Source organism: Serratia sp. K-E0102 (assembly GCF_029962625.1).
Taxonomy (GTDB): Bacteria; Pseudomonadota; Gammaproteobacteria; order Enterobacterales; family Enterobacteriaceae; genus Serratia; species Serratia sarumanii.
The window spans coordinates 2,424,043-2,442,468 of sequence record NZ_CP124754.1 but is presented as its reverse complement, the minus strand read 5'-3'; the positions used below and the strand labels follow the sequence as shown (position 1 = coordinate 2,442,468).

Here is an 18,426-nt window from a genome sequence, read left to right as displayed (position 1 = left end):
AAGCCAAGGCTTAGGAATGACCAGTATAGTGACTCACCCCGGCGGCGCGAGCCCGCCCGGCCTGGCTTCACCGTGCCGGGCATTGAGATGAAGATACTCGTAACAATTTGTATTCTCACTATATTAATGAGAAAAATAAGTGCATTAACGGGTTAATTACTCGTCTTTTTGCGCATTTTATCGCCGGTTAGATCAGAATAATCGAGGATTAAAAAACCTAATCCTTCCCTCATCATCACGGGGGTACGTGCTAAAGTGTGAACGGACAGCCGAAAGGAGTGACCCGATGCCAACCTTTTTTCTTATGCGCGCCTTGCGCCGCGCCAGCCTGACGGGAGTCGTTATGAGCGTATTGTGCAGCAGTGCCCTGGGCAGTTCACTGCCATTGCTGGAACCCGCCGCGCTGAAGGGCGACTGGCAGCTCGCCGCCATCGGCGACGGTAAAGCCGTCTGCGAGGTGCAGCTGAGCGACGAAGCGGTGGCCAACACCAACGCCTTCCGCTTCAGCGCCTCCGCCCAGTGCCTGCAGCCGCTGGCGCTGCAAACGTTGCCGGTCGCCTGGCGGCCGACGCCGGACGGCATGACGCTGACCGACGCCGAAGGCGGCATGGTGGCGTTTCTGGCCCTGACCGCGCCGAAGCGCTATGAGCTGATCGATCGCAACGGCCCTTCACGCTTTATGCTGATCCCGCGCTAATCCCTCAGGCGAACAGCAACCCGAGCAGCGCGCCGCCCGCCAGCACCCACAGCGGATGGAGGCGCTTGCTCATGCTCAATCCCGTCGCCAGCGCCACGATCGCCGCCAGCCGCCAGCTGGGCGCAGAAGCCTCGGCGATCAAGATGCCGCTGGCCGCCACCAGCCCCACAGTCAGCGGCACCAGACCGGCCTGCACGATGCGGCGCCACGGGCGATCCTTAAAGCGCCGCCAGGCGCCCATCACCAGCAACGTAACGATGGAAGACGGCCCGAACTTGGCGACCGAAGAAACCAGCAGCCCCGCCCAACCGGCCACGTGCCAGCCGACCAGCGGCACGATCATCATGTTCGGCCCCGGCGCGGCCTGCGCCATGGCGAACAGCGCGCTGAACTCCTGGGCGCTCATCCATTGATGCACCTCCACCACCTGCCGCTGCATCTCCGGCAGAATGGTCATACCGCCGCCAAACGCCAGCAAAGAGAGCTCGGTGAAGATCAGCGCCAGCGCAATCAGAACCCCGCTCATGACGGCCACCGCCACATCAGCAGAATGCTCAGCGGCGCCAGCACCAGCATGGTCGGCAACAGCGGCAGGCGCAGCCAGGCGATGGCGATCAATGCCAGCGCGACGATCGCCAGCGCCGGCCATTTACCGCGCAGCGGCAGCAGCATCTTGATCCCGGTCGACAGCAGCAGCCCGGCGGCAGCGGCGGCCAGCCCGGCGAACACATGCTGCACATGCGGATCGTTTTGGAAGCGGGCGTAGACCACGCCCAACCCCACCACGATCGCCGTCGGCGCGCTGATGAGGCCCAGCAAGGCGCACAGCGCGCCGCGCAACCCGCGAAATTCCATGCCCACCGCCACCGACAGGTTGATGACGTTGCCGCCGGGCAGGAACTGGCACAGCCCCAGCAGCTCGGTGAACTGTTCGCCGCTCAACCAGCGCCGGCGCTCTACCAGCATGCTGCGCGCCAACGGCAGCACGCCGCCGAAGCCGATCAGCCCCAGCCACAGAAAGCCCACAAACAGCTCCGCGTTGCCCGGCGCTGCCGCCGGGTGCGGTTTTAACGTATTGATATCTGACATGACATTGCCATTCCACATCGCTTGTTTTGATGTCTGGTATCATGCGCGCCGCCGTGCCATGATGTCTAATGCATTCCGGAACAACCAAAGATACCTTTGAGGTATGGCTATGATCGAACTGCGTCGCCTGCGGGCGTTCGTCACCGTGGTGGAAGAAGGCAACATCACCCGCGCCGCCGAGCGGCTGTTTATCCAGCAGCCGCCGCTGACCCGCCTGCTGCAGGGGCTGGAAGACGAACTGGGCGTAACCTTGTTGCAGCGCCTGCCGCGCGGCGTGCGCGTCACCGAGGCGGGCGGCGTGCTGTTCGAAGAGGCCCGCGCCCTGCTGGCGCGCGCCGAACGCCTGCGCGAAGCGGTGCAGCGCGCCGCCCGTGGCGAGCAAGGGCACATCGCCATCGGCTTCACCAGTTCCGCCGCGCTGCACCCGTTCGTGCCCAACCTGCTGCGCCGCTACCGCGACATCCTGCCGGGCATCACTACCCAGTTGGAAGAAGCCGGCAGCGGCGAACTGATGGAGGCGTTGCTGGAACAGCGCCTCGACGCCGCCTTCGTGCGCTCGCCGGCCAACGGCATTCCCGGCCTGAGCGTGGAGCCGGTGCTCAGCGAGCCGATGATCGTCGCCCTGCCGCTGGGCCACCGGCTGGCGCATGAGACGCAGCAACCGCTGCCGCTGGCCGAACTGGCCCACGAAGCGTTTATTCTCTATCGCCGCCCGGCCGGCCAGGGGCTGTACGACGCCATCCTGGCCGCCTGCCACCGCGCCGGCTTCAGCCCGCGCATCGTGCAGGAAGCGCCGCGCCTGCCGGCCACCCTCAGCCTGGTCGGCGCCGGGCTGGGGCTGTCAGTGGTGCCCGGCTCGATGCGGCGGCTGGGCGGCGACGGCATCGTCTACCGCACCCTCGCCGAAGAGGCGCAGCTCAGCGCCCCGCTTTACCTGGCGCTGCGCCGCAGCCCGGCTTCGCCGATCGTCGAGCGCTTTCGTCAGCTGGTGCTGGAGACCGTGGCGCAGTCATAAAAAGCCCGAACGGCCAATAAAAAATGACGTTCGTTTATTATTTATTTAAACAGGTCAGCGACTAAAATTAATTCCAATTAATGACTATTCAACTTCCGAGGAATTAATCAAACCCGCTCTCACTTAGTAACAAACGCAAACAAATAAGCGCCTACGCAATACATTCCAGCCGCTAGGATTTAAGGGTCACAGCCTATTCCCGCCGATGACAAAACACCTTTCAAGAGCAATTTTGCCTTCCCTGCGCCTGCCTATTCAGACGCGCGGTTTTATATTGGAGAAAATGCTATGCTATCGCGTCGTGATATATTGAAAGTCTCCGCCGTCAGCGCGGCCGCCGCCGGCATGATCGGCGGCATCGTAAAAAATGCCGCTGCCGACGATCATCGCAATATCGTCCCCCCCAGCAGCTATCAGCCGCCTGCCGATGCGCAACATCTCTATAAATACAAATTCACCAACAGCAAGAAGCGCAGCCTGCCCAGCGGCTGGGCGCGCGAAGCCACCGTCGAGCAATTCCCGATCTCCGAAGGCGTGGCGGGCGTGGACATGACGCTGGAGCCGGGCGGCGTGCGCGAGCTGCACTGGCACGCCATCGCCGCCGAATGGGCGTTTATGCTGGAAGGCCATGCGCGCATCACCATCCTCGATCCCGAGGGCAAATGCGAAGTGGCGGATTTCGGCCCCGGCGACGTGTGGTATTTCCCGAAAGGCTATGGCCATTCCATTCAGGCGCTGGCAGACGGCGCGCATTTTATTCTGGCGTTCGATAATGGGCACTTCTCCGAATTCGGCACCTTCAGCATTACCGATTGGGTGGCGCATATGCCGAAAGAGGTATTGGAAAAAAGCGTCAACATGCCGGCGGCGGTATTTTCCAAAGCCAAACAGGGCGAGGCTTATATTGTCGGCGGCGCCGTTCCGCCCACCTTGCCATTGCCGAAAAACGACGGCGGATTAAATAACGCCCCGCTGACCCACCGCTATGAATTAATGAAGCAAAAACCGTTCTTTGAAAATGACGCCGGCAGCGTGCATTTGGTGTCGTCGAAAGAATTTCCCATCTCCACCACCATGACCGGCATCATCGAGATCGTGAAACCCGGCGCGATCCGGGAATTGCACTGGCACCCCAATGCCAACGAATGGCAATACTATATTGCCGGCAAAGGCCGCATGACGGTGTTCAGCTCACACGGCCACGCGCAGACGGAAGAGTACGCCCCTTCGGACGTCGGTTACGTGCCGCAGGGCTTCGGCCATTACATCGAGAACATCGGCGATGAGGATTTGAAGGTACTGATCGTGATGGACAACGGCATTTATCAGGACATTTCGCTGTCCGACTGGCTGGCGAAAACCCCGGCCTACCTGCTGGCGGACAACTTCAACAATCAGGTTGAGGACTGGCAGGACCGGCCGAAAGACAAGCGGGTCATGTCGCGGCGCAGCCGCTGACGCCACGGCGAGGGAGAAGCTCCCTCGCCGCTTTCTTTACTGCTTGCGCTGCTCCGCCACCTGTTTGGCGGTGACTTTGCCCTGCTTATCGCCGAAGTGGCCGACTACGAAGTTGGCGACCGCCGCCACTTCCTCGTCGGAATAGGCGCTGCCGAACGCCGGCATCATTTCATGCCGATCGCCGATGCTGATGCTCGTTCCCTTCAGGATGGCCTGCACCACGCTGCGCCCCTGCGGATCGTTCACCGCCGTGCTGCCCACCAGCGAGGCGTACTCACTCTGGCGGCCCGGCCCGTTCCACTGGTGGCAGCCGCTGCAGTCGTTGGCGAACACCCGCCGCCCGAGCGACTGCTCTTGCTCGCCCGGCAGGATCGGGGTGGAAGCCCCCGCGCCCTTCGGCTGCAAGTTCACCGCCGCGGCGGCGTCGCCGGCGATCGGTTCGATATCTCGCAGGTATTTCACCAGCGCCAGATTATCTTCCGGCGTCAGGAACTGCAGGCTGTTTTCCACCGCTTCCGCCATCGGGCCGGCGGCGCTGCTGCGCCCCGGCGCATGGCCGGTGGCCAGATATTGCGACAGCTGCTGGTCGCTCCAGCCGCCGATGCCGGTCTGTTTGTCCGGCGTGATGTTGGCGGCGAACCAACCCTGCACCACTTCACCGCTCAGGTGCTTGCTCTGGTTGAGGCCGAACCCCAGATTGCGCGGCGTGTGGCACTCGCCGCAGTGGCCCAGCGCGGTCGCCAGATAGGCGCCGCGGTTCCACTGCTCGTCCTTGTTGAGATCCGGCGTAAAGCGTTGCTCATGGAAGAACGCCAGGTTCCAGAATTTCATGCCCCAACGCTGATTGAATGGGAACGACAGATCGTTTTGCGGGTTGGCCTGCTTCACCGGCGGCAGGCTGAACAGATAGGCTTTGATCGCCAGCACGTCGTCGCGGCTCAGCCCGGTGTAGGAGGTGTACGGCATCGCCGGATACAGGTTGCCCTGCGGGCCGATGCCCTCACGCACCGCGCGCACGAACTGATCGTCGCTCCAGTTGCCGATGCCGGTCTCCTTGTCGGCGGTGATGTTGGTGCCGTAAATGGTGCCGAACGGCAGTTTGAAGGCGAAGCCGCCCGCATAAGGCGTGCCGCCCGGCGCGGTGTGGCACGCCACGCAGTCGGCGGCGCGCGCCAGGTACTCGCCGCGCGCCAGTTTATCGGTGATGCCGGCCGGCGCTCCGGCGATCGGCGCCGCAGGCTCCGCGCCGGTGGGCCGCAGCAGCGTGTACAGCGCATATCCTCCCGCCAACACCACCACGGCGATAATCAGCCATAACAGCCCTTTCAAGGCGTTGCTCATCGCATCTCTCCCTAACCCAACGCCTTGGCGGCCTGGTGGATGGCGGCACGAATGCGCACATAGGTGGCGCAGCGGCAGACGTTGCCGCCCATCGCCGCGTCGATGTCCGCATCGCTCGGATTTTTACTTTGCGCCAGCAGCGCGCTGGCGCTCATGATCTGGCCGGACTGGCAGTAGCCGCACTGCACCACATCCAGATCAAGCCAGGCCTCCTGCACCGCCTTGCCTTCCGGCGTGGCGCCCACGGCTTCGATGGTGGTGATTTTTTTGCCGACGGCGGCCGAAATCGGCGTCATGCACGACCGCACCGGCACGCCGTCCAGATGCACGGTGCAGGCGCCGCACATGGCGATGCCGCAGCCGAACTTGGTGCCGGTCAGGCCGGCTTCGTCACGCAAGAACCACAGCAGCGGCATGTGCGGATCGCCCTCGAAGGTCAGCGGCTGCTCGTTTACGGTTAATTGAATCATCAGGTTCTCTCCTTGTCAGACGCCGGGTTCGCGGTGGGATTATGCAGCGGCAGGCTCAGCGAGGTGCGCGGCCGCCCGAGCAGCGCCAGCGCATTGCCGACCGCCGGGGCGATGGTCGGCACCCCCAGCTCGCCCACGCCGGTCGGTTTCTCGCTCGAGGGCACGATGATCACTTCGATCTCCGGCATCTCATCGATGCGCAGCGGGCGGAAGTTATTGAAGTTGGACTGTTCGACCACGCCGTCTTTCAGCGTGATATTGCCGTACAGCGCCATGCTCAGGCCGTAGCCGATGCCGCCCTCGATCTGCGCGCGGATCACGTCGGGGTTCACCGCCACGCCGCAGTCCACCGCGCACCACACCTTGTGCACTTTCGGGATGCCGCCTTCGCCGATCGACACCTCGGCCACCTGCGCCACATAGGTATCGAACGCCTTGGCGACGCCCACGCCGCGCGCGCGCCCGTCCACCACTTTCGCGCCCTGCCAGTCAGCGGCTTTCGCTACCGCCCGCAGCGCGCCCGCCGCGCGCGGCGCGTCGCCCATCAGCGCCAGCCGCCCTTCGACCGGATCCTGACCGGTTTCCTGCAGCAGTTGATCGATAAAGCTCTCCACCGCGTGGCCGGTGTGGGTGCTGGCGACCGACCGCAGCGAGGTGGTCGGCACCTTGCCGGGCACGATGTGCGCATCGCAGCGGAAGGCTTCAAAGGTGTATGACACCTCGCTGGCGCCCTCGACCATCATCTGATCGAGGCCGTTGACCACCAGCGCATCCATCGCGCTGTGGCGCGTCCAGGAGTGGCCGACCACGGTATCGGTCCAGCCCACCACCTTGCCGCCGCGGATGGCGCCGCGCAGGCGGTGCAGGATCATCGGGCGATACCAGCCGTTGCGGATGTCGTCCTCGCGCGTCCATACCACCTTCACGCCGTGGCCGGGGCCGATACCCTTGGCCGCCGCCGCCATGTCGGCCGCCAGATCCGGCCCCAGCGTCGGGTTGCCTAAATCGATGCGCCGGCCGAAGCTGCCGCCCGCCAGAATGGTTTCAATCTGCACCTTGTCCGGCGGCAACTCGAACAGATCGCACAGCTGCTTGTGATCGAGCGTTTGAATTTGGCAGCCGTAGCGCGCCTTGACGCTCTCGCCGTCCCAGAACAGATAGCCGTCCAGCGGCTCCATCGGCGCGTGGGCGACGTACGGGAAGGTGTATTCGGCCTCGATCACCTTGTCGGCCTTGTCGAACACCTCGTCCGGCTTGCCGTGGCTCTTCGCCACCACGCCGGTTTTCTGCGCCACCTGGCGGAATTCGGCGTAGATCTCCTCGGTGTTGCGCCGTTCGGCCTGCGCATCGTCCCACGTCACCTTCAGCCGCTCCCGCCCCTGGATCGCCGCCCAGGTATTTTTGGCGTAAACCGCCACGCCGGTGGCGATTTGCTTCACCGCTACCACCCCCGGCACCGCCAGCGCCCGTTCGGCGTCGAAGGCCGCCACCTTGCCGCCGAAGCGCGGCGGCTTCTTGATGGTGACGGTCAGCATGTCCGGCTCATGGATATCCTGCGAGAACTGCGCGCTGCCGTTGGTTTTCGCCAGCGAATCGACGCGATGCAGGCCGCGCGTTTTGCCGATCAGGGTGAAATTAGCCGGATCCTTCAGCGTCAGGCTGGCGGGATCGGGCGGCGGCAGCGTGGCGGCCAGCGCGGCGAATTCGCCGAAGCCCGCTTCGCGTCCGCTGGCGGCATGGCGAATCTTGCCCGCCTGCACGGTGATTTCCTGCGCCGAGGTTTTCCAGCTCTGCGCGGCGGCCTGCACCAGCAGCGCGCGTGCCATGGCGCCCATGCGGCGCATTTGCTCATAGGCATTGGCCACCGAGCTGGAACCGCCGGTGCCCTGGAATCCGAAGCTCAGGTTTTTGTAGATATGGGTGTCCACCGGCGCGGCGACGACCCGCACTTGCGCCCAGTCGGCATCGAGCTCTTCGGCAACCAGCGTCGCCATGCCGGTATAGACCCCCTGGCCCACTTCGGTGTGTTTACTGATGACGGTGACGACGCCGTCGGCGCCGATCTGAACGAAGGCGTTGGCGTCAAACGCCGCCGCGCTGGAGGCGGCCGGGGCATTCGACCGCGCCAGCGCGCCGGTGGACGGCAGATAGGCGCCGATCACCAACGCCCCGGCGCCGACGATAAACCGCCGCCGCGAAAGCGGAACTTGGGATATGCTCATTGCTCATGACTCCAAAAAAGCCGAAGGCGTCACTGCCTTCGGCGAAACAAATCTTGTTATGGGAATGGGTTGTTGCGCCCGTCGGGTGACATAGCGCAACAGAGCAATAATTAGCGTAGCCTATTATCCAGCAGGCCTAATCTTGATAAGGGATTTTTTCGTTGAGGAATCGTGCGCTGCGGGCGGGTAGCCCGCACATCGTGCATCAATTCTGCGTCGTCGCCAGATACGAAAAGACGCTGAGCAGGTGGATTGGCGCCGCCATGTTGTCGCCACTCACCAGCCACAGCGGCACGCTCAACTCGGCCGCCGCCGCGTACAGATCGCTTTCGCCCACCGCTTCGCCGTTCAGGCTGACGCGGTAAAAGGCCCGGCCGTTGATGGTATGCGCCAGCACGCCATGCTCACCGGCGGCGCTGTGGTAGCCGATGAACATCAGGCCGTCGTAACGTTGGTGTTACAGCCCTTCCGCCATCGACAGCCCACGCGGTTTACCCTGTTACGCCGGCGATACCTTCGATATCCGCAGAGATAAAGACTTTCACGTCAGGCTCCCGTTATTTAATTTTCCGCCAGCCGATCGAGCAGCGGCCCCAGCGCCATGCGATCGTGCCGCTGGAAACCGCTGACGCCCTCGGCGCTCAGCAACGCATCCAACACCGCGTATTCGGTGGCGTCCGCCGCCGCCGCAAACAGCGGCTCCAGCCGTTCGTCCGGCAGCGTCGCCCCCAGCAACCGGGTGGAAAACGCCAGCGCGATATCGCCGGAGCCGTGCCCCCAATGGCTGCCCACTCGCCCCAGGCCCGCGCCCGCTCGGCGGGCGATGCGGTTCAGCTGGCGGCTGTCCAGCGCCCGATCGCAGGCGATGATGATAATGACCGAACCGGCGTCCACCTGCGGCGGCGGATCCGCCAGCAGCCTGCCCAGCGCCTGGCCAACGCGCACGCCGCTCAGCGTCAACGAGTCGAGGGTGCCGAAGTTGGCCAGCACCAGCACGCCGAGCGTGGTGCCAAGCCCCGGGCAATAGCGCGAGGCGGTGCCGATGCCGCCTTTCAGGCCGAAGCTGCTCATGCCGCGCCCGGCGCCGACGCTGCCGCGCGCAAAGCGGGTGGAATGGTTATCCAGCGCGCTGAAGACGTGCTCCTCACGCACCGCCATCGCCTGAATATCGTTGAGGTAGCCGTCGTTGCACTCCAGCACCAGCGGGTTGATGGTGGCGCTGCCGCGGCCGATCTGCGGGTAGCGCAGACAGCTGCGCCGCACCATGGCATTGAACAGCGTGCCGACGGCGAAAGTGTTGCTCAGCAGGATCGGCGTTTGCAGCACCCCCAGCTCGTTCAGCTGCACCAGCCCCAGCGGTTTGGCGAAGCCGTTGAGCACCGCGCTGCCGCACGGCAACGGCTGGTTGAACAGATCGCCCGGCGGCACGATGGCGGTAACGCCGGTCTGGCATTCGCCGTCGGCCAAGGTGTGATGCCCGACGCTGACGCCCGGCACGTCGCACAGGGTGTCGGTCGGGCCGGCCGGATAGCGCGCGCCCGGCAGGCGGCGATGGCGCCGCCAATAGCTCAGCAGATTGTCGAGGCTTTGTTGTTCAAACGCCTGGCTGTCCGTCATGGTTCCCTCATCCGCCTTAGCCCATCAGAAAACCAGAATATCGCGCAATGTAAGCGCCCAGCAAATTGAAAACCGGAGCGGGCAGAAAAAATAGCCTTGCTCCGTCGCCGTTCGGACCAACTCGCCGGCATGTGGGGGACCATTTTGGGCGGCCCGCAGGCCTGAGCATATTGGGTTTTTAGGGGGCAAAACAGGGTTAACGGCCGGTGCCGCTGGTGATATCCCCCCTTATCCAAAATGGATGACCCGATCTGCCGACGCAATGGTCGTTTCACGGTGGGCAATGATCACCTTCGTGATATTGAGTCTCTTGATGGCCTGATTCACCACAGCTTCGCTCTCCTTATCCAGCGCACTGGTGGCCTCATCCAGGAACAAAATCGCCGGCTTCTTGTAAATCGCCCGGGCAATGAACAGGCGTTGCTTCTGCCCGCCGGACAATCCTTCCCCCAGTTCGCCGATCGGGGTTTCATACCCCATCGGCATACGCATGAGCACGTCGTGCAGATAGCTGGCACGGGCACAGGCTTCCATCCAGGCGTCGTCCACCTCGTCCGCGAACCCGCAGATATTTTCCCGGATCGAGCCGGAGAACAGCTTGTCGTCCTGCATCACACAGGCGATCATCTTGTGGTAGTTGTTGATGCCAAGCTGCCGGATATCGACGCCGTTCACCTCAACCCGCCCTGAGTCCGGGGGAAACAACCCGCACAGCACCTTCATCAGCGTGGTCTTGCCGGCGCCCGACGGGCCCACGATGGCCACGCTCTCGCCCGGCGCAACACTGATGTCCAAGGCATCGAAGACCGCCGGTGACTGGCTGTCGTAACGATAGCTCAGGGCATGGGTCGTCAATCCCAAAGGTTGCAGGCCCGCCGCGTAAGGAAGGTCCGGTTTACGGTTTTCTCGTGGGTGCAAGGCGATATCGGCGATGCGCTCGTTATGCAGGCTCATCATGCGCAGCTGCAGCAAAAATTCCGTCAGCGACCCGATGCGGTCGGAAAACTGCCCGCGAAAGGCGCCGAACGCCACGAACATGCCGAGGGTCATCTGGTTATCGATCACCAGGCTGGCTCCCAGCCAAAGAATAACGACCTGATCGCAGGCGGCAATGAAGGTGTTGATCCCGCCAAACAGCATGTCCATGCGGGTGACCCGGATACCGGTATTGATAGTGTCGATTTCAAGGTTGAGCCAATGGGCAATGCGACGTTCCGCCATGCCCTGCATCTTGACGGTGGCGATACCGTACAGCGTCTCCATAAAATACGAGCCGGCGCGGGCCTCCCTGACCAGCGCTTCTTCGGACAGTTGGCGATAATAGCCGTAGGTCAGCAGCCGCATCAGCACGTAGATCGCGGTGAACGCAATCACCACCCAGGTCAACCAGCCGCCATACAGCACCATCATCACCAGCACGCCGATCACCATGATGCCGTCCATGATGGCCCCGACAATGCTCGTGGTGAAGGTGCTGCGCAGCGTATCCAGCGAGCCGAAGCGCGACTGAATGTCACCCAGCTTGCGTCGTTCAAAGTAGCCCAGCGGCAGGCGCAACAGGTGGGTAAACAACCCGGATTGCCACTGCACGTTGATGAGCGTCGACATGACCAGCCCGGACCAGGCGCGCACCATGCCGACAGCTGCCCGCAGCAGGATGAACAGCATCAGGCCAACGCAGATGAGCGTCAGTAACCCGCGATCTCCGGCGGGAATAGCGTGATCCATCACCAGCTGCGTGCCGATGGGCATCACCAGGTTGATGGTTTCGAACACCAGAGACAGGCAAAAGATTTTGCCGAGCGCCCCCTTAAGACCGTGTACGCTGCCAATCAGCGTGCGCAGGTGAATGCGGTGGCGGACGCTGTCGGCGGTGAAGGCGCTGCCGGGCCAGGCCTCAAGCGCCACGCCGGTAAAACTGTGCGACAGTTCCGTCAGGCTGATGGCCCGGCGCCCGCGCGCCGGATCATGCAGCACCGCGCGGTGCCCCTTGATACTGACCAGCACCACGAAATGGTTGAACTCCCAGTGCAAAATACAGGGGAGTTTCAGCGCGCTGAGCTCGTCAATATCAAGTGATAGAGGGCGAGTGGCCAGGCCCAGCTGTTCGGCTATACCGGTTAACCCGGTCAGCGTGGCGCCGCGGGTCGACAGGCTGAACTGCCGACGCAGCGCGATCAGGTCGACGTTTTTACCATAGTAACCGCAGATCATCGCCAGGCAGGCCAGCCCGCATTCTGACGACTCGGTCTGGTGCACCATAGGAACCCGGTGGCGCAGCCGCAGATCCAGCTGGCTGATCCGCTGTTTGAACGTGGGCTTACTCATTGATCGGCCCCGTCGCGCTGTGTTTCATGTCGTAGAACGGTGACAACATCCACTGATAAATCTGCCTTTTTTCCAAAAACAGGGTGCTTTGCGCTTTCATGCCGTTTTCCAGGCTCAGACGTTTACCGTCATAGGCAATGACCTGTTTTTCCGGAATGACGATCGTCTTGTAGTACGGCACGGCGGCGGTCAGCGCCGCTTTGGGCGCCCCCTGGTAGGTCAGCATTTCCTGCGGTGAGGCCGGGGCTTTGGAGATGACGGATACCGTAGCGGCAAACTGGCCGAATTTCTCCGCCGGAAAGGCGTCATAACGCACATTGACTTTGTCACCGGCGGCGATGTAGGGGATGGCGTCGTTGGGCACCCATAGCACCAGGGCGTAGTGAGCGATATTGTGAGGGATCACTTGCAGCAGACTGTCACCGACGTTGACCATCTGGCCAACCGTGACGCTCAGCGAATCGATGCGGCCGTCGGCCAGCGCGCGAACGATGATCGCCCCGCCGGCATCAATGTTGAGCCGCTCCTTCTGCAGCTCGTGGCGCTGCAGCTCCATCTGGTAAATCTGGTTGTCGAAGTTGGCGGCCTGGATATGGATCTGGCTTTCCAGCGCGGTGATCTGCAGCGCATTCTGTTCGTTCTGGCCGGACAGGCCCAGCAGGTTGTTCTGCTGCTGGTAATACAGCGCCACCTGGTTGGTGAGCTGATCCTTAGTGATCAATCCCTTGGTTTGATAGTGCCGGTAATTCTCCATATTTTCCTTCATGATGCGTATCCCTTCCTGGGCGCGTTTGAGGATGTCGGTTGAACGGGTGAACGCGGCGGTATACTGCGCCTTCTGCTGTTCCAGCATGGTAAGCGTGGCCTGCTTGCTGCTTTCCAGCCGGCTGATGATTTGCGCAATGCGCGCCAGCTGGCCGTCGATATCCCGCTGCTGGTTATCGCTGACTACACCGCTGCGGGTGCTTTTGCTGACGTCAATCTGGTAAATGGGCGCGCCGGCGGCGATCACCTGCCCTTCAGTGACGAATTGTTTGACCACCACCCCCTGGACGGCGGAATAGACGTTGGCGGCCCGGGGATAGGTGCTGATTTCGCCGGTCACGTTGACCCGCCGGGTATAGGTGCCGGCGATTGCGAAGGTGAGAAAAGCAATGAGAAAAAACAGGCAGAGCCCTGCCGTGAGCCAAAAGGGAATACCGGGTAGCAGGATGGCCCGACCACGCCATTTCATTTTCTGATTATCGATCGCTTCCTGGCGAAACATGATCAGCGTCCCTTATTGAAAGCTAATATTCAAATTCACAGGCTATTGCATTGGTAATCAAACAAGCGGAACGTCAGTTAATCTGCATCACAAACCATCCCTTTTTATTTGCGCCACGTGGAATAGGCGCCATCAGGGGTATCTATGGTGTGTTGAAACAATGCAATTCCAAAATCAGGATTTTGCATATATTCCGCAATGCTGGAGGGCTCTATCAGACACCCAATATTAAAGGCCTTATAAGCCAACCCCAATAAAACCTCAACAATTAAACCCGGCCCAGTTAAGACCGAGGTAACGCAATAGTTCCTTGTTGTTAACTCATTCCTCCATGGTAAGATCCTGGTCAGATAACACCTTGACCCATCATCAATATAACAGTCAAATATGCAATTATTTTTTTCTAAAAAGCGGTATCTTTTTTTCATTACTCTAAGAATGATCCTTACCGCCTTGGATTTTTGGTGAGAGGATATGAAGTTATTAAAATAAACACCTTTAAATCTTCTGAGTGATCCTAGCGCCAATAAATTTTTATGAACGTATGTCTCACCCAATGGCAATATCATATCCAGAGAAAAATCAGTGAGATCCAGTTCGATAAGCCTTTTGATTTCTTCAAATCCAACAGCATCTACCCCTAACTCATTTTCATCGCAGCCGATCACGACTTCAGGCAGCACCCCTTCTGAATTTGTCTTTTTTAAAAAACATACGGTTTTAAACAATAGAAAGGAGTCACTCTCGACAATGCCCTTTTTTCTTATATATTTGTTTAATTTGTGATATATATTATCAATATATGGGAGCGTATCAACATCTATATAAGTGCCGCCATACTGATAGATAATTAAAAGCCTGACAATGTCACTTGCACTGGCAATGTTATGCCTTAATATAATCTCATAGTAATAATACTTCATAAAATCATCGAAATCGTTGCAAAAAAGCTCCGTTATAGACTTTTTTATAAAACCTCTGTTGCCAAACCATGCGTCTTCAATCGCTTTTGGCGGCCTCTGATAAGGGATTTCATGCTTGGTTAAGAATTCAATAACGAGCTCATCAAAAGAAAAACCTGCCTTTATTTTTGGATATATATATTTGAAGGCATGATTTTTTATTTTTAATTCAGCCTTGTCTTTATTTTTAATTTTTTTGACGCTGACGAAATCGCGTATGGCATTGTTTAGCAAATGGCACAGTGAAGAGTCTTGGTCATACCAAAAGAATATCTGCTTATCTTTGTTTGTTTTTTTCCATATGTCGATATAATGCGTATTTACTTCATTTAAGTCACCAATCCATACAAAATGCAGGATATTTGGAACGGATAACCTTTCTACCTTTGATAAATCAATACCCAATGCCTGATGGCTCATTTAAATCACCACGAAAACTATAGTATGGAAAACTTGAATGATTCAATGCTGGATTATGGCTTAGCTAAAAAAATAGACGATCGCCATCACAATAACACAAATAGAACAGAGCAATAAATCACCGGAAAAATTTTTCAATGAATCCAAATAGTCATTGCTGTTCTTATTTAATTTGTTAATGGCATCGCTTTCGTTATCAGCCTCTACTTCGACATGATGCTTTCTGAAGCCTTTCCGCTTCATATCCTTAATAATTTCGCGTGTAACCACGTCCTTTCTTAGCACTTTTGATTCATCACTCTTTATAAAAACAACATATCTATTCATCATATACCCCATAAAAGCACAGAATTTTACTTCTGTGCTGGGATTGCATCGGTTAATTAGCGTTTGGTTCCGAATTCTCTGGCTTCTCTCGGCCCAGTGCCATTGCCGCCGTACCCATTTCTTGCAGAACCGCCATTCCCCCAGAAACCACCGGCACCGGAACCACTGCCATAAGGGCTGTTTTTTGACAGGAATGACTGAAGCCCGCGGTCACCGCCGTTATTTCCGCCGCGACTTGAAGAACCGGAGCCTCCGTTATCAGACGATCTTTTTCCACTCCCATCTCGATCCTGCCATCCACCCGACACCGCATCGAGTTGGCTGCTTAAAATTTCCTTCATCAATATTCTCCTATGGATTCACTGGGGTTACCCCGTTTAAAACGGGTTGTAGTTGCAAAAGTAAAATACACTAATAACAATCCATAACCACTCTGTATTTCATAAACAAACCAATAAGCAAAGTGTATTTTAAATATCGAAAACAATCATATTAGAATAAAAACCAGAATAATATACCGAACCTGATTACACGTAGATGCTATCGATTCAATTAATTGAACGCCAAATAATCTCAACGCCCAAGATGAATAACCCAATAAAGAAAAGGCGACGAAAAATCAGCGGGCTGCTGTGACGACGCGCGATCCCGCCCAGCCACATGCCGGCCAACGCCGGCAGCAGCGCCAACAGCGAAACGCCGAGCAACGCGCCGGGCAGCGCCTGATGCCAGGCTAATCCGGCGGCCAGCGCCAGCGTCGAGACGGTGAACGACAGCCCCAGCGCCTGCACCAGATCGTCACGCGCCAGACCCAATGCGTTCAAATAAGGCACCGCCGGTATGACGAACACGCCGGTGGCGCCGGTCAGCACGCCGGTCAACAGGCCGCACAGCGGCCCCAGCCAAGGCTCCGCCGCAGCGGAAACCCGCCAGTCGAAACGGGTAAAACCCAACAGCGCATAGCCGGTCAGGCAAATGCCCAGCGCCAGCGGCGCCAGGCGGCCGTCGATGGCGGTGAGCGTGCCGGCGCTCAGCAAGGTTCCCAGCGTGACGCACAGCATCATCGGCCAGAGCCGACGGCACAGCGCCCCCAACCGCGGCCCGCACAGCAGTTGCCACAGGTTGGTGATCAATGAGGGCAACAGCAGCAGCGCGGCGGCCTGCCCCGGCGGCATCATCAGGCTGAGCAGCCCCATCGACACCGTCGGCAACCCCAAACCGATCGCCCCTTTGACCGTGCCGGCCAGCGTAAAAATGCCCGTCAGGGCGACAATTTCGAGTAACGTCAGCGACATGCGTCTATCCTTATGGCGAATCAACGGCCCGATTGTGGCCGGCGCCGCGCCGCGGCACAATGCGGCAATGGCAGAGCCTGCCTGCGGCAAAGACAGAGGAAGAACGCATGCATTTTGACTTTATCGATCTGCGGCTGTTGGCGGCGGTGCTCGAGACCGGCAGCATCACCGCCGGCGCCGAGCGCGTCGGGCTGTCGCTGGCCGCCGCCAGCGCACGCATGCGCGGGCTGGAGCAACAGGCCGGCGTGGCGCTGCTGACGCGCAATCCGCGCGGCGTCCAGGCGACGCCCGCCGGTGAACGCCTGTTGCAACACGCGCGCGTGCTGCTGCAGCAGCGCGACCGGCTGCGCGGCGACATGGCCGAGTTCGCACCGGGCCAGCGCAGCCAGCTGCGCATCGTCGCCAATACCGTCGCCGCCGACGCTTTTCTGCCGGAACTGCTGGCGGATTTTCTGGTGCTGCATCCGTACACCGACATCACGCTGGAGGAGCTGCCCAGCCCGGCCATCGCGCAGGCGATCGCCGAACGAGCGGCGGATATCGGCATCGTGGCGGATCATGCCGATCTGCGCGGGCTGGCAAGCTACCCCTTCCGGCAGGATCGTCTGGTGCTGGCGCTGCCGCCGGGGCATGCGCTCAGCGGCCGCCGCCAGCTCAGCTTTGCGGACGCCCTGCCTTTCGACTTTATCGGCCTGCCGGAACAGAGCGCGCTGCAACAGCATTTGGAGCAGCTGGCGATACGCAGCGGCGGCCCGATGCGGCTGCGGGCGCGCGCCGCCAATTTCGACGCCATCTGCCGCATGGTGCTGCGCGGCGCCGGGCTGGCGGTGGTGCCGGAAGAGAGCGCCCGGCGGCTGCCCGAGATCCTGCGCAACGCCCTGCCGCTGACGGACGACTGGGCGATCCGCCGTCTGTCGATCGTGGTGCGCGAACGGGCGCAGCTGCCATTGCCGGTGCAGCGGCTGGTGGCGTTTCTGCGCCAGGAGGAGGACGGTATTACAGGTGCTCGTTGAACCAGGCGATCTGACGGCCGATGATGCCGGCGAAATGCGGGCCGGCGTACATGTCGTAGTGCTTCGCATTCTGCTCGACGTGCAGCGCCTTTTTCGCGCTGCCTACCGCCTCATACAGCGCGATGCCCTGCTCCGGCGGATTGACGGTATCGTTGCCCGCCACCACCACCAGCACCGGGCATGTGACGCGCGCCGCATTGTCGCGCGGCTGATAGCGCAGCGTTTCGCGCACGGTCAGGAACGGGATCTTGATGTCCATCGCCGGGTAGCGCGCCTTGTTCTCCTCGAAGAACGCTTTCGACTCGTCATCGCTCAACACCCGGGTGACGGCGACAAACATCTCTTTACCGGTGGCCTGTTTCTTCTCCGCCATTTTGTCCAGCGTGGCGATAAACGCCTGTTTTTCGTCAGCGGCCATTTTCCCCGTCACGATGGTTTCCCCGTCGGCGAAGGCCAGCTGGCTAACGATGCACTTGATGGCCGGATCGGCCGCGGCAGCGCCGAACACGTGGCAACCGCCAAACGATGTGCCCCACAGGCCGATGCGCTCACTGTCGATCTGCGGCTGCGTTTGCACCCAACGGCTCACCGCCAGAATGTCCTCAATCTGCAGCGCCGGCACCAGCCGCCCGCGTTCACCCTCGCTGGCGCCGAAGCCGCGATAGTCAAACGTCACCGCCGCAAAACCGGCGTTGACGAAGGCCTCGGCAAAGGCCGGCAGCAACAGCTCCTGAATGCCGCAGAAGCCGTGACACAGAATAATCGCCGGAACCTTGGCCTGATTCTCAGGTAAACGAACTGTTACGGCCAGGCCGCTTTCCATTTTATGCGTGGTTAATGCCATGTTAACTTCCTGTTTTTTATAGGTAAGGTAAAAATCAGGCTAACATTAATCACCAAATGAG

17 protein-coding genes and 1 pseudogene are annotated in these 18,426 nt (G+C 60.0%); 4 read left to right on the top strand and 14 right to left on the bottom strand.

The annotated features are described in order from the left end of the window. The first annotated feature begins 343 nt into the window (after positions 1–343). Positions 344–697 carry an AprI/Inh family metalloprotease inhibitor gene (locus tag SSARUM2_RS11835; RefSeq protein ID WP_033648487.1) on the top strand — a complete coding sequence of 118 codons (354 nt, stop codon included), beginning with the start codon at positions 344–346 and terminating at the stop codon, positions 695–697. 4 nt (positions 698–701) lie between these two features. Here the strand turns inward: SSARUM2_RS11835 and SSARUM2_RS11830 are convergent, their stop codons facing one another. Then, positions 702–1,223 carry a chromate transporter gene (locus SSARUM2_RS11830; protein WP_033634482.1) on the bottom strand — a complete coding sequence of 174 codons (522 nt, stop codon included), beginning with the start codon at positions 1,221–1,223 and terminating at the stop codon, positions 702–704. Further along, the gene (locus SSARUM2_RS11825) at positions 1,220–1,786 is read right to left on the bottom strand and encodes a chromate transporter (protein ID WP_033634481.1); all 567 of its coding nucleotides are present in this window, start codon (positions 1,784–1,786) and stop codon (positions 1,220–1,222) included. The genes SSARUM2_RS11830 and SSARUM2_RS11825 overlap by 4 nt, the downstream gene beginning before the upstream one ends. Before the next feature lie 103 nt (positions 1,787–1,889). Between SSARUM2_RS11825 and SSARUM2_RS11820 the strand changes: the two genes are divergently transcribed. Both SSARUM2_RS11820 and SSARUM2_RS11815 read left to right on the top strand, forming a co-directional pair. Beyond that, positions 1,890–2,801: a LysR family transcriptional regulator gene (locus SSARUM2_RS11820; protein WP_060452975.1), complete on the top strand. Its 912-nt coding sequence runs from the start codon at positions 1,890–1,892 to the stop codon at positions 2,799–2,801. 288 nt (positions 2,802–3,089) lie between these two features. Then, positions 3,090–4,259, top strand: a complete 1,170-nt coding sequence (locus SSARUM2_RS11815) for a cupin domain-containing protein (RefSeq protein ID WP_060452974.1) — start codon at positions 3,090–3,092, stop codon at positions 4,257–4,259. A 36-nt stretch (positions 4,260–4,295) separates the two neighbouring features. Here the strand turns inward: SSARUM2_RS11815 and SSARUM2_RS11810 are convergent, their stop codons facing one another. From SSARUM2_RS11810 to SSARUM2_RS11760, 11 genes and pseudogenes are all read right to left on the bottom strand, one after another. Further along, the gene (locus SSARUM2_RS11810) at positions 4,296–5,600 is read right to left on the bottom strand and encodes a cytochrome c (RefSeq protein WP_060452973.1); all 1,305 of its coding nucleotides are present in this window, start codon (positions 5,598–5,600) and stop codon (positions 4,296–4,298) included. An 11-nt stretch (positions 5,601–5,611) separates the two neighbouring features. Next, the gene (locus SSARUM2_RS11805) at positions 5,612–6,070 is read right to left on the bottom strand and encodes a (2Fe-2S)-binding protein (RefSeq protein ID WP_033648257.1); all 459 of its coding nucleotides are present in this window, start codon (positions 6,068–6,070) and stop codon (positions 5,612–5,614) included. Then, entirely contained in the window at positions 6,070–8,292 is a 2,223-nt protein-coding gene (locus SSARUM2_RS11800; protein ID WP_060452972.1) for a molybdopterin cofactor-binding domain-containing protein, read from the bottom strand. Before SSARUM2_RS11800 ends, SSARUM2_RS11805 begins: the two co-directional genes overlap by 1 nt. A gap of 265 nt (positions 8,293–8,557) precedes the next feature. Next, a pseudogene (locus SSARUM2_RS11795) lies at positions 8,558–8,791 on the bottom strand (M55 family metallopeptidase); the annotation flags it as partial. Between the two features lie 62 nt (positions 8,792–8,853). After that, positions 8,854–9,909 carry a P1 family peptidase gene (locus tag SSARUM2_RS11790; RefSeq protein WP_033648254.1) on the bottom strand — a complete coding sequence of 352 codons (1,056 nt, stop codon included), beginning with the start codon at positions 9,907–9,909 and terminating at the stop codon, positions 8,854–8,856. Between the two features lie 228 nt (positions 9,910–10,137). Continuing rightward, positions 10,138–12,237, bottom strand: a complete 2,100-nt coding sequence (locus SSARUM2_RS11785; protein ID WP_060452971.1) for a peptidase domain-containing ABC transporter — start codon at positions 12,235–12,237, stop codon at positions 10,138–10,140. Further along, positions 12,230–13,504, bottom strand: coding sequence for an HlyD family secretion protein (locus tag SSARUM2_RS11780; RefSeq protein WP_060418555.1), 1,275 nt, complete (start codon positions 13,502–13,504; stop codon positions 12,230–12,232). The genes SSARUM2_RS11785 and SSARUM2_RS11780 overlap by 8 nt, the downstream gene beginning before the upstream one ends. A gap of 104 nt (positions 13,505–13,608) precedes the next feature. After that, entirely contained in the window at positions 13,609–14,886 is a 1,278-nt protein-coding gene (locus tag SSARUM2_RS11775) for a TcdA/TcdB catalytic glycosyltransferase domain-containing protein (RefSeq protein WP_060452970.1), read from the bottom strand. A 60-nt stretch (positions 14,887–14,946) separates the two neighbouring features. After that, positions 14,947–15,213, bottom strand: coding sequence for a hypothetical protein (locus SSARUM2_RS11770; RefSeq protein ID WP_033638479.1), 267 nt, complete (start codon positions 15,211–15,213; stop codon positions 14,947–14,949). Between the two features lie 52 nt (positions 15,214–15,265). After that, complete coding sequence (locus tag SSARUM2_RS11765) at positions 15,266–15,496, bottom strand: hypothetical protein (protein ID WP_226907363.1); 231 nt, start codon at positions 15,494–15,496, stop codon at positions 15,266–15,268. A gap of 265 nt (positions 15,497–15,761) precedes the next feature. Next, a complete protein-coding gene (locus SSARUM2_RS11760) occupies positions 15,762–16,508 on the bottom strand; it encodes a sulfite exporter TauE/SafE family protein (protein ID WP_033655282.1) in 747 nt (248 codons plus the stop codon). Between the two features lie 107 nt (positions 16,509–16,615). Between SSARUM2_RS11760 and SSARUM2_RS11755 the strand changes: the two genes are divergently transcribed. Next, positions 16,616–17,521 carry a LysR substrate-binding domain-containing protein gene (locus SSARUM2_RS11755; RefSeq protein ID WP_060452969.1) on the top strand — a complete coding sequence of 302 codons (906 nt, stop codon included), beginning with the start codon at positions 16,616–16,618 and terminating at the stop codon, positions 17,519–17,521. Here the strand turns inward: SSARUM2_RS11755 and SSARUM2_RS11750 are convergent. Then, complete coding sequence (locus SSARUM2_RS11750) at positions 17,505–18,365, bottom strand: alpha/beta fold hydrolase (protein ID WP_033655284.1); 861 nt, start codon at positions 18,363–18,365, stop codon at positions 17,505–17,507. The two genes, SSARUM2_RS11755 and SSARUM2_RS11750, sit on opposite strands and share 17 nt — an antisense overlap. Positions 18,366–18,426: the final 61 nt, after the last annotated feature.